Below are 11,566 nucleotides of genomic sequence, written 5' to 3'. Positions count from 1 at the left end.
TGCGTAGGGTGACGGTGTCAGTGAGAGAAAAAGCTTGCTGAATGAGGTCAGGAGACAGGAGGTCAGCGAGGCTTTGAACTTCATCGGGGGCAGTAAGATTGATAATACCGAGAGCTTGTGAAAGTTCCATTTAAAAAGGGTCCATGATGAGCATGAACCCTTTTTACACGAGCCACCGGATCGGTCAACTGATCCTTAAACGATCGGCATTAACCGCCGGGACTGTCTATAAATTGGTGTCTGTCGGCATGCTGTTTGCAGCCTTACCTGTGGGTTTGCTGATGGGAATTATGGGGGCTTTTGGGTATGACGTGATTTTACTGAATGGCGAATACGTCTATGGCATTACAGCGTTTATCACCGCGCCGGTCCTTGCCTGCTTAATGTCACAAGTGTTCACGCTATTCTTTGGAACATTTATTTGCCTGGGATTGTGGATTTACTCACGTATTAAACGGATGAATATCAGGATAGTAGAAGATTCAAATACCTGATAAAGCAAGAGCAGGATGATGACAGAAGACGAACTGGATAAAGCCATTCACAAAGCTAATGAAAGGGAACGTTATCTCTGGCGGTACGCTCGCTGGTTTATCAAAATCTTGTGGTTTGGCTTGTTTATGGCTTTCCTTGCGCAATTAATACAACGTTATTTTCAGTGCTAACGTGTTTCTGATTTTGCCTGATGAGAAAGTCAAAGCCCCGGTTAATTATCGGGGCTTATTGTTTTATGCATTACTGAAAACGTAGCCGCGGAGTTACTTCTTCAGCCCTACGCCCAGCCGTCCGTTAGCGTTGAGATCTCGTTCAAGGAATCGGCCTGTCCAGTTTGCTTCATAGTTTTCGCGGGGGAAATCCGCTGGTGAAGCGCCTGTCTTCAGCGCTTCGTGTACCTTACGGGCATAAGCGACATTCTTTTCGCACAGCGGCGCGGCTGGAATGTACATCACATTTCCCCATCCTTGCTGATCTTCAACCGCCGCGACGGAATGAATGACGTCACAATGCCACCATACCGAGTCGCCCGCCTGAAGTTCCGGAATACTGCACAGGCCTTTAATCAGATGCGGATGCCATTTTTCTGAAACAGGTAAAACGCGGCCAGGCGCAACGCCACAGAGTTCATCTTCCGGCACATCATCAAGCAGCGGACGCAGCAGCACATACGCCATCGCCTCAGGCACCGGAACGACGTGCAGCAAGCCCTGTCCGGTTTGCATATCAGATAGCGCAGTCCAGCCCTGGAATGTCCGGAACGCTGAGCATTTCGTCGTGTTTTCCACATCGTATTCATTGACGTCGGGTCTGAAAGCCGCATCCCATGGATCGTATTCCTCAAAACGGTTGGTGAAAATCTTGCGGAAGACTTTCTGATACGCCGGTAACAGCCAGCGTTCTAACGCGCCGGAATCGGTATGCGCGCCCAGCCCCTTAGAAGTGGTGCCCGGAAGACGCCTGCGGATCCTGTCCGGATAGATAATATTTACGTCAGGATTAAACCATGCGCCCTGATGGTCCCCGAACTTCCAGAGACGGTTTAAAAATGACTGAACCGTGCCGATTTCCTGGCTCTGTCTGGCTTCCATTTGCGCGTGAGACCAGTAGATCGGATAAATTTCAGGCCGGGAAGCTTCCAGCGATCCGAAGAAGTTATCACCCGGCCCGCGGTAGACCTCATCGAAATGGTTGGCATCGAGGTAATGCAGCATGGATTTATCCATCGCCAGCGCGTCATCGCGGTCAAATGTCTGACGGACCACCAGACAGCCGCGGCGTTTCACCTGAGCAATTTGCGCATCAGAAACCCGGCCTTCCGCCAGCGCTGCCCAGCTGATTTGTGGCCATGCAGTCCCGTTCGCTGCCTCCTCCGCCCGTGCTGCGGCGATCTCCGTTTCAATTTTTTCGCATACCTGACGGAAGAGTCCTTCAACATCGCTAATCTGTGCGCGGAGTTGTTTTTTCATCTCGATAATATTCTTTTTATAATCAACAGGTAATGTCGTTGACGTAAATCTGTTATCCATAAAACCTCCGGCAGGTTGCTGAAATGATTATTTCGTACGAATATTAAATTACTTTCATTCGAAAGTTTAAATGAATGTAGCAAAACTGTTATCTGAAAAGCCGGCGTTGGATCACGATTTTCACAACAGGGAGGATTTACCGGAAATCCGGATAAGGGCGGGGGAGTGTCGGATTCAGAAAACAAAAAAGGCACGCGTGTGCGTGCCTTGCCAATCTTCCTGCTTAACGCAGAAGAAAACGTGAAATTACTTCGCTTTACCCTGGTTTGCCACGGCCGCTGCTTTCGCTGCGATTTCGTCGGCATTACCCAGATAGTAACGTTTGATTGGTTTGTAGTTTTCGTCAAACTCGTAAACCAGTGGAACACCGGTAGGGATGTTCAGTTCCAGAATTTCTTCTTCGCTCAGGTCGTCGAGATATTTAACCAGTGCGCGCAGGGAATTACCGTGTGCCGCGATGATGACGCGCTCGCCGCTGGCGATGCGTGGTTTGATCACTTCAGTCCAGTAAGGGATGACGCGTTCGATGGTCAGCGCCAGGCTTTCTGTCGTTGGCAGTTCTGCCGCAGTCAGTTTAGCGTAACGTGGGTCGTGGCCAGGGAAACGTTCGTCAGCGCGATCCAGTTCTGGTGGCGTCACAGCAAAACCACGACGCCATTGTTTAACTTGCTCGTCACCGTATTTCTGTGCAGTTTCTGCTTTATCCAGACCCTGCAACGCACCGTAATGACGTTCGTTCAGTTTCCAGGATTTCTCAACTGGCAGCCATGGCTGGTTCAGTTCGTCCAAAACGCTCCACAGTGTGTGGATGGCACGTTTCAGCACAGAGGTGTATGCAAAATCGAATTGGAAGCCTTCGTCTTTCAGCAGCTGACCAGCAGCTTTTGCTTCGGTGCGGCCCTTATCGGACAGTTCAACATCATGCCAACCGGTAAAGCGGTTTTCTTTATTCCACTCACTCTCACCGTGTCTTACCAGCACCAGCTTGGTTACAGCCATAGCTAAACTCCTCAGTTAACTCAATTTTCAATGATAACAGTTATCATTATAGGGTCTGGGCATCCCACTCAGCAATCTGAAACTTCCTCAGGAAATCTTTGCGGGACGCTGTTTGTATTAAACATAACGAATTTGCTGCGACGATGTAAAACAAAACGCGCAGAAGGTCACCCTGACAGCGCGTTTTGTACAAGCAGGTCAGCGTGATCAGCTGGCTTTTTTCAGGCAGGTACTCATGAAGGATTTACGCGCATCACCTTTCAGATTTTGCTTCGCGGCATCGGCATTACAGGTTTTCATTTTCATCTGCTGAGGATTCATTTTATCGTCAGTTTTAGCCTCTGCTTTCAGACAATTGCTCATGAATTTTTTACGTTCATCCCCTTTCAGGGACTGCGTAGTGGCCTGCTGATTACAATCGGTCATTTTTTGGCGTTGCTCAGTCTGAGCAGGAGAAGGGACTTTCACCGGGTCCGCCGCCAGAGCGGAACCCGCCGCGCACAGCGTTGCCAGCAGGGATAGCACAACAGGTAAACGCATATCAAAACTCCTTAATAAACGTCCTTTTATGCAGGACACCCTCTGAGTTTAGATGTTTAGCTGAGAAAGTGCGGAAGCAGATGCGCAGTCAGTCACAAATTCGAAGAAGTTTGGGAAAAGGACAGAGCCTGGAAGCCCTGTCCTGAACGAATTACAACGCGAAGAACTGATACGTCGTCGAGGATTTATACGTCTGACCCGGTTTGACCCAGCAGCTCGGTTGCGGCCAGGTGGCGTGATTCGGGCTGTCCGGCAGAAATTCGCTTTCCAGCGCGACACCGCTGTAACTGGCGTATTCACCGCCGCTGCGGTTCGGTGTTCCGCCCAGGAAATTACCGCTGTAGAGTTGCACGGCGGGCGCAGACGTAAACATTGTCATTTTGACTTTGCCGTCGGCAGACCACAAATGCGCTGCCGGATTGCTGCCGCTGTTGCAGGTGCGGTTGAGCAGATAGGCGTGGTCATAGCCTTTCACGCGTTGCTGGTCGCGGTCGGTGAGGAAATCTTTCGCCAGCGTTTTGGCTGCGTTGAAATTCATGCCGGTGTTTTCAACCGGGGTCGGATCCGCACAAGGAATGCCATCGCTGTCGACCGGCAGGAAACGGTCCGCAAACAGTTGCAGCTTGTGCTGGCGCGCATCGGTGCCTTCGCCGTCGAGATTGAAATAGGCATGATTGGTCAGATTGACCGGGCATAGCTTATCAACCGTCGCTTCGTAACGGATTTCCAGACGGTTATCGTCAGTCAGCTGGTAATGCACTTTCGCCGTCATGTTGCCCGGATAACCCTGATCGCCGTCGGCCGAAAATAGCTGGAACGTCAGCTTCTGCGCGGTCTGTTCGAGAATAGTCCAGCGACGCGCATGGAAACCTTCCGGCCCGCCGTGAAGCTGATGCACGCCCTGATTGGCGACCACCAGATGCGGTTTGCCGTCAATATCAAACTGCGAGCGGGCGATACGGTTGGCATAACGTCCGACGGTCGCGCCCAGATACGCGCTCTGGTTCATGTATTCCTGCAGTGACTGGCAGCCCAGCAGCAGTTCACGCGTGGAGCCATCCGTCAGCGGCAGGGTAAAGGACAACCAGGTCGCGCCCCAGTCCATGAATGTGGCGGTGGCACCTGCCGCATTCTGTAGCGTAACCTGTTCAAACGGCTGGCCATCGGGCGCCAGTTGCGTGTTTTCAGGTTTTAACATATGCCTGCTCCTTGGGAAGCTGTGCAAACGTAGAAGGTTTCTTTCAGACCGCTGTGCGCGTGATATTGCTGTTCAACGGCATGACGGACTTTCTCCACCATGTCTTCCGGCACCAGCGCCACGATGCAACCGCCAAAGCCGCCGCCGGTCATGCGCACGCCGCCTTTATCGCCAATCACTTCTTTAACGATTTCCACCAGCTTATCGATTTGCGGCACGGTGATTTCAAAATCATCACGCATTGAGGCGTGAGATTCTGCCATCAGCTCGCCCATACGTTTCAGGTCGCCACTGGCCAGCGCATCAGCTGCTGCCAGCGTACGGTCATTTTCTGTGATGACGTGACGTGCACGGCGGGCAACGACCGGATCCAGCTCATCCTGAATGGAGAAGAACAGGGCAGGGTCAACGTCACGCAGCGCTTTTACGCCAAAGAAGCGTGCCGCCACTTCGCACTGTTCGCGACGGGCATTGTATTCGCTGTCCACCAGACCGCGTTTCACGTTGGAGTTGATAATGACCACCGCGGCGTTTTTCGGCATGGACACTGCACGGGTTTCCAGCGAGCGACAGTCGATCAGCAGTGAATGATTTTCTTTGCCCAGCGCAGAAATAAGCTGATCCATAATGCCGCAGTTACAGCCGACAAACTGGTTCTCCGCTTCCTGACCGTTCAGTGCCAGCGCAACGCCGTCCAGCGGCAGATCGTACAATGATTTCAGCGCCTGACCGACCGCCACTTCCAGCGATGCGGATGAACTCAGGCCTGCACCCTGTGGCACATTGCCGCTGATCACCATGTCCGCGCCGGAGAAATCTTTGTTACGCAGCATCAGATGCTTCACCACGCCACGCACGTAGTTGGCCCACGGGTGCGCATCGCTGTGCAAAATAGGCTCGTCGAGCGAGAAGCTGTCTTCGTCGTTATCGAAATCGGCGGCGATCACGCGGATGGTGCGGTCATTACGCTGTGCACAGGCAATCACTGTTTCATAATCGATGGCGCATGGCAGCACGAAACCGTCGTTGTAATCGGTATGTTCGCCGATCAGATTTACACGGCCCGGTGCTTTGATGGTAATGGTGGCAGGGTAGCCGAATTTATCGGCAAAGATTTCCAGGGTTTTGGTCTTCAGTTTCATTATTTTTCTCCGGCCTCACGATAATGGACATCACTCACCGCCCGCAGACGCTCGGCGGCTTGTTCCGCTGTCAGGTCGCGTTGGGTCTCAGCCAGCATTTCGTAGCCGACCATAAATTTGCGCACCGTGGCTGAACGCAGCAACGGCGGATAGAAATGTGCGTGCAACTGCCAGTGTTCGTTGTCGTCTTCGGTAAATGGCGCGCCATGCCAGCCCATCGAATACGGGAAAGAGCACTGGAACAGGTTGTCATAACGGCTGGTCAGCTTTTTCAGCGCCAGCGCCAGATCACCGCGTTGTGCATCGCTCAGTTCGGTAATGCGTTTGACGTGAACTTTCGGCAACAGCAAGGTTTCGAACGGCCACGCTGCCCAGTAAGGCACCACCGCCAGCCAGTGTTCGGTTTCGACCACCGTACGGCTGCCATCGGCCAGTTCGCGCTGCACGTAATCCAGCAGCATCGGCGAACCTTGCTGTTCAAGATAGGTGCGTTGCAGGCGATCTTCGCGTTCGGCTTCGTTAGGCAGGAAGCTGTTGGCCCAGATCTGACCATGCGGATGCGGGTTGGAGCATCCCATCGCCGCGCCTTTGTTCTCAAAAACCTGCACCCATGGATAGGTTTTTGCCAGATCCGCGCTTTGCTCCTGCCAGGTTCTGACGATCTCCGTCAGGGCTTCAACCGACAGTTGTGGCAGCGTTTTGCTGTGATCCGGCGAGAAACAGATCACCCGGCTGGTGCCGCGTGCGCTCTGAACGCGCATCAGTGGATCGTCGCTTTCCGGCGCAAAAGGGGTATCCGGCATCAGCGCGGCATAATCATTGGTAAACACAAACGTGCCGGTGTATTTCGGATTCACATCGCCAGTCACACGGGTGTTGCCCGGACACAGGAAACAGTCCGGGTCATGCGCAGGCAGCGTTTCCTGCGAAACGGCTTCCTGCTGGCCTTGCCACGGACGTTTTGCGCGGTGCGGGCTGACTAACACCCACTGATCGGTCAGCGGGTTGTAGCGGCGATGCGGGTGATCAATCGGGTTAAACGTGGTCATAAACTTTCCTTAGTGCACCTTAGTCCGGGTAGCCTTGCGGGTTTTTCGACTGCCATAGCCAGGTATCGTTGGCCATGTCTTCAAGCGTTCGGGTGACTTTCCAGTTCAGCTCTTTCGCCGCTTTGGTCGGATCCGCCCAGTAAGCCGGTAAGTCGCCCTCACGGCGCGGTGCAAACTTGTAATTCACGGGCTTGCCGCAGGCTTTGCTGAAGGCATTTACCACATCCAGCACGCTGTGGCCGAAGCCCGCGCCCAGGTTATAAATATGTACGCCCGCTTTGTTGTGCAGGGTTTTCATTGCCGCCAGATGGCCGTCGGCAAGATCCACCACATGGATATAATCACGCACGCCGGTGCCGTCCGGGGTCGGATAATCGTTGCCGAAAATCGCCACGGACTCACGACGGCCTACCGCTACCTGCGCGATAAATGGCATCAGGTTATTTGGCACGCCCTGGGGATCTTCACCCATCAGGCCAGACGGATGTGCGCCGACCGGGTTGAAGTAACGCAGCAGCGTAATGCTCCATTCAGGTTCTGCACGCTGCACATCCTGCAGAATTTGCTCGACCATCAGTTTGCTGCGGCCATACGGGCTGGACGGATTGCCGGTCGGGAAATCTTCGACGTAAGGCGTTTTTGGCTGATCGCCATACACGGTCGCCGAAGAGCTGAAAATCAGGTTTTTAACGCCAGCTTCACGCATGGCTTCAACCAGCACCAGCGTGCCGGTGACGTTGTTGTCATAATAAGCCAGCGGTTTTGCCACCGATTCACCCACGGCTTTCCAGCCAGCGAAATGAATGACGGAATGAACAGGGTGCTCACTGAAAATTTTATCGAGAAGCGCGCGGTCGCGAATATCACCTTCGTAGAACAGCGGCGTTTTGCCGGTCAGGCTGTGGATGCGTTCCAGTACGCTGACTTTGCTGTTATGAAGGTTATCAAGAATGATTGGCGTAAAGCCTGCATCAATCAGTTGCACGCAAGTATGACTACCGATGTAACCGCTACCACCTGTGACTAAGACGTACATAAGAGCTCCCCGATGATTATCTTGATGCAACGATATCACGCTGCAAGGCTGAAAAAGGTGATCCATCCCCAATAAAATGGAATCGCTTACACAAACAGTTTACCACCTTTCAACATGACTCAACAGGTGCTGCGTGCCATGCAGAAAGCCTTCTGCAGCCGGCAGTAATCCAGAAAGGATGGGTTGTGTAATCGCTTACACTAACATTTATGCTTTGTCTGAATCAGTTTTCCGTGCTCATTTTCAGACTCCAGCCGGGGAAATGCCGACATTTTGTCCAGTAACCAGCGGCGGAGCGTCACGATGTCCTCGCGCAGTGCTTTCTCTTTTGCGGTCACCAGATAATAGTTTGCGCCGGGAAGATATTGAGGGAATGGCGTGGTCAGAATGCCTTTTTCAATGAAGTCATGTGCCAGCAAACTGCTGACAATCGCCACGCCCTGACCGGCAATTGCCGCCTGAATGGCATGGGTTTCATCTGTAAAGCGCAGGCCGCTGTCGGTATTTAATTGCGCGGGACCGACGTGTTTTTTCCAGTTTTCCCAGTCGGGAGAAGGATGGGGAATATGACGGTTTTCCACATGAAACAACGTCACCTCTTTCAGATCTTCCATCGTTTTCAGCGCCAGTGCAGGACTGGCAACCAGCACAAAAGTGTCGTGATAAAGCAACGTTGAATCGAGGCTTTCATTGGCGGATTCACTGTAACGGATCGCCACATCCACGGTATTACGGGTTAAATCCACCAGTTCGATGCCGGTGTGCAGGCGTAAATCCATTTCGGGCGCTGCGGCTTTTAAGTCCGCCAGCCGCGGCACCAGCCAGTGCGTCAGGAAATTGGACGTGGTGGTCAGTGTCAGTGCCGCAGGCAACCCGGCGTGATGGATTTCTTCGACGGCTGCCTGTAATCCGGCAAATGCCTGCCGGGTGGCGTGGCGCAGAATTTTCCCCGCAGCGGTTAGCCTGACCTCACGGGCGCTGCGCTCAAACACCGCCGTGCCCAGTGCGTCTTCAAGCACACGGATCTGATGGCTGATGGCGGTGGCCGTCACGCCGATATCTTCTGCCGCGCGTTTGAAACTCCTTTGCTGCGCCACGACATCAAACGCTTTGAGCGAACCCAGCGGCGGTAAACGGATCTTCTTCATGATGAGTTATTTTCATCCATTGCTGAAATCTATGACTTTGAGTTAGCTAAAATAGGCGGTGTAAGCTCTTTTATCAACACGATGAAGATGAAGCATATTCATCTGCTGAGCCGATGAATGTTGATAAAGGAACTTGCTATGAACGCCAAAAAATTACCCATGCCGTTGCTGGCTTCTGCGCTGGGCACGCTGTTTGTGCTGAACCTGGCGCTGACACTGCTGAGCGTCGCCTTTTACGGTCTGGACACACCGCTGTCCCACTCGCTGGCGGGGGCTGCCGCACTCTTTTTTGTACTGTTTATCATCAGCGAACGTTATCACCCCGAACCGCTACTGCCACGTCATCTGCGGTCGTCGTTGCTGTTACAGATAAGTCTCTGGACGCGTATTTTCGTCACAGCGGTCACTTATGCCACGTGGTTCATGCTGGCGGTGGCGATGTATCAGCTTTACGGATTGGGCGTACCGGGCATTATTCTCAGCTTTGTTGCCTTATTGCTGATAATGCTGCCGGGCAAAGCGCTCAGCGAAAAGCTCGGGCGGAGAATGACATCTGCCCGCACCTTGCTGTGGGGTTTTATGATTGTGGCGGGCGGACTGGAGGGGATGGCGATGACACCCTCGTTCTGGCCGGTGCTGCTGCCGGGATTGTTACTGACCGGATTCGGGGCGGGTATGGTTCGCCAGGCCGCCGCGGCAGAAAGGGATCTGCTCACCGGGGACGAATACCATTATGCAATCCTGCTGGGAGGTTGGGTTCGGGTGAGCAGTACCATAGTGATACTGGCACTGCTCATTCTGCTACTGAGAAATAACCCCGGCCAGCAGGGGATTGAAAACGGATTTGCATTGCTGGCGGCACTGGCGCTGGCTGGTGTCGTGACCGCGCTGATGGTTCCCGCAAAGGCGAAGCAAAATAACGTTACAGCGCGTCAATCTGATAACGGTAGATTTCGCCATCAGGAATAAAGCTCAGCCGGTGAGTAATACATTCCGGCGCATCTTCCGCATGATGCGAAACAAACAGCAACTGGGTTTCGCCTTCGCCGATCAGAATATCGACAAAACGGCGCACCAGCTGGCGGTTGATCGGATCCAGACCCTGCAAAGGTTCATCCAGAATTAACAGCGCCGGATGCTTGACCAGCGCGCGGGCGATGAGCGCCAGCCGCTGTTGTCCCCAGGATAAACTGTGGAACGGGCTATCACTGGCATCGCCGTCCAGTCCGAGCAGTGTCAGCCATTGCGAGGTGAGCAATCTCTGCCGGTCAGATACCGCCTGATAAATGCCGATCGAATCGAAGAAGCCGGAAGTAATGACATTGCGCACGCTGGTGCTGACGCGATAATCCAGATGCAGACTGCTGCTGACGTAGCCGATATGGCGTTTGATGTCCCAGATGGTTTCACCGCTGCCACGCCGGCGACCGAACAGCGTCAGATCATTGCTGTAGCCCTGTGCGTGATCGCCGGTGATAAGGCTCAGTAAGGTGGATTTCCCGGCACCGTTCTGGCCGGTGATCTGCCAGTGCTGACCGTGATCGACCTGCCAGCTCAGATTGTGCAGGATCGGCTTGTCGTTGTACTGCACCACGCCGTCACGCAGTACGATCAAAGGGCTGTCGGCAGGCGGACTGACGCGGGCTGTCGGATCTTCTGCTTCCGGCACAGCCATGCCGTTCAGGCTTTCGCTGTGTGCCAGTTGCGCGACCAGCGCATCAGCCATCACCTGTTCGCGCGCACCCACCGAGGCCAGCGTGCAGTCAGCCAGAACGCCGACATTTTTCACAAATGCAGGAATGTCGTCAAAGCGGTTAAGCACCAGCACCATCGTCTGACCTTCGCCGGACAAGGTTTCCAGCAACTGTGCCAGTTGCGCCCGGGCGTTGACGTCGAGGCCATCGAACGGCTCATCAAGCACCAGCAAATCGGGTTTTTGCATCAGCACCTGGCACAGCAGTGTCTTGCGCGTTTCGCCGGTCGATAAATATTTGAAACGGCGGTCGAGCAATTTCTCAATACCAAACTGTGCGGCAAGGGCAGCACAGCGGGCGGGGTCGCGCACTTCATCCTGAATAATTTCAGCGGTGGTGCGGCCGGTATCGTCTTCACCTTCGCTCAGTAAGTCGGTGTTGTTACGCTGCCATTCATCGGCCACCAGCTTCTGCAACTGTTCGAATGAGAGACGCACAATATGCGGAAAATTGTTTTCCCGGGTACCTTTCAGCAGGGTTAAATCGCCTGCCAGCGCTCGTGCCAGTGCGGATTTTCCACTGCCATTTGAGCCGACAAACGCCCAGCTGTCGGCCTGCTGGATATTCAGATCAGAAAGTGTGAGGGTTCGGGTATCACTGAGACGGAAAACGCCTTGCGAGATATGTAACGACGACATCTTAATCTCTCATTTTCAAATGATTATAAAACAAGGGA

11 protein-coding genes are annotated in these 11,566 nt (G+C 53.5%); 2 read left to right on the top strand and 9 right to left on the bottom strand.

Going from position 1 to position 11,566, the window contains the following annotated elements:
* Window positions 1-146: 146 nt before the first annotated feature.
* Entirely contained in the window at window positions 147-494 is a 348-nt protein-coding gene (locus tag AC1DUO_RS07715; RefSeq protein ID WP_477986951.1) for a hypothetical protein, read from the top strand.
* A gap of 264 nt (window positions 495-758) precedes the next feature.
* Here the strand turns inward: AC1DUO_RS07715 and AC1DUO_RS07710 are convergent, their stop codons facing one another.
* The 8 genes from AC1DUO_RS07710 to AC1DUO_RS07675 form a co-directional block, all read right to left on the bottom strand.
* Window positions 759-2,024, bottom strand: coding sequence for a DUF1479 domain-containing protein (locus AC1DUO_RS07710; RefSeq protein WP_119261844.1), 1,266 nt, complete (start codon window positions 2,022-2,024; stop codon window positions 759-761).
* A 246-nt stretch (window positions 2,025-2,270) separates the two neighbouring features.
* Window positions 2,271-3,023 (bottom strand): 2,3-diphosphoglycerate-dependent phosphoglycerate mutase, encoded by a 753-nt coding sequence (gpmA, locus tag AC1DUO_RS07705; RefSeq protein ID WP_013576415.1) that lies wholly within the window; start codon window positions 3,021-3,023, stop codon window positions 2,271-2,273.
* Between the two features lie 207 nt (window positions 3,024-3,230).
* Window positions 3,231-3,563 (bottom strand): PsiF family protein, encoded by a 333-nt coding sequence (locus AC1DUO_RS07700; RefSeq protein WP_037037122.1) that lies wholly within the window; start codon window positions 3,561-3,563, stop codon window positions 3,231-3,233.
* A gap of 151 nt (window positions 3,564-3,714) precedes the next feature.
* Window positions 3,715-4,761, bottom strand: a complete 1,047-nt coding sequence (galM, locus tag AC1DUO_RS07695) for a galactose-1-epimerase (RefSeq protein WP_015690244.1) — start codon at window positions 4,759-4,761, stop codon at window positions 3,715-3,717.
* Window positions 4,755-5,903, bottom strand: coding sequence for a galactokinase (gene galK / locus AC1DUO_RS07690; RefSeq protein ID WP_013576412.1), 1,149 nt, complete (start codon window positions 5,901-5,903; stop codon window positions 4,755-4,757). The genes galM and galK overlap by 7 nt, the downstream gene beginning before the upstream one ends.
* Window positions 5,903-6,952 (bottom strand): galactose-1-phosphate uridylyltransferase, encoded by a 1,050-nt coding sequence (gene galT / locus AC1DUO_RS07685; RefSeq protein WP_013576411.1) that lies wholly within the window; start codon window positions 6,950-6,952, stop codon window positions 5,903-5,905. The genes galK and galT overlap by 1 nt, the downstream gene beginning before the upstream one ends.
* A gap of 19 nt (window positions 6,953-6,971) precedes the next feature.
* The gene (galE, locus tag AC1DUO_RS07680) at window positions 6,972-7,988 is read right to left on the bottom strand and encodes a UDP-glucose 4-epimerase GalE (protein ID WP_013576410.1); all 1,017 of its coding nucleotides are present in this window, start codon (window positions 7,986-7,988) and stop codon (window positions 6,972-6,974) included.
* A gap of 200 nt (window positions 7,989-8,188) precedes the next feature.
* Window positions 8,189-9,136, bottom strand: coding sequence for a LysR substrate-binding domain-containing protein (locus tag AC1DUO_RS07675; RefSeq protein WP_119261843.1), 948 nt, complete (start codon window positions 9,134-9,136; stop codon window positions 8,189-8,191).
* A gap of 138 nt (window positions 9,137-9,274) precedes the next feature.
* Between AC1DUO_RS07675 and AC1DUO_RS07670 the strand changes: the two genes are divergently transcribed.
* Window positions 9,275-10,105 (top strand): MFS transporter, encoded by an 831-nt coding sequence (locus AC1DUO_RS07670; RefSeq protein WP_119261842.1) that lies wholly within the window; start codon window positions 9,275-9,277, stop codon window positions 10,103-10,105.
* On the opposite strand, the gene modF is transcribed toward AC1DUO_RS07670, so the two are convergent.
* The gene (modF, locus tag AC1DUO_RS07665) at window positions 10,059-11,528 is read right to left on the bottom strand and encodes a molybdate ABC transporter ATP-binding protein ModF (RefSeq protein WP_119261841.1); all 1,470 of its coding nucleotides are present in this window, start codon (window positions 11,526-11,528) and stop codon (window positions 10,059-10,061) included. The two genes, AC1DUO_RS07670 and modF, sit on opposite strands and share 47 nt — an antisense overlap.
* Window positions 11,529-11,566: the final 38 nt, after the last annotated feature.

This window comes from Rahnella sp. P4_A8, assembly GCF_056402435.1.
This window is presented reverse-complemented; position numbering and strand designations above follow the sequence as displayed.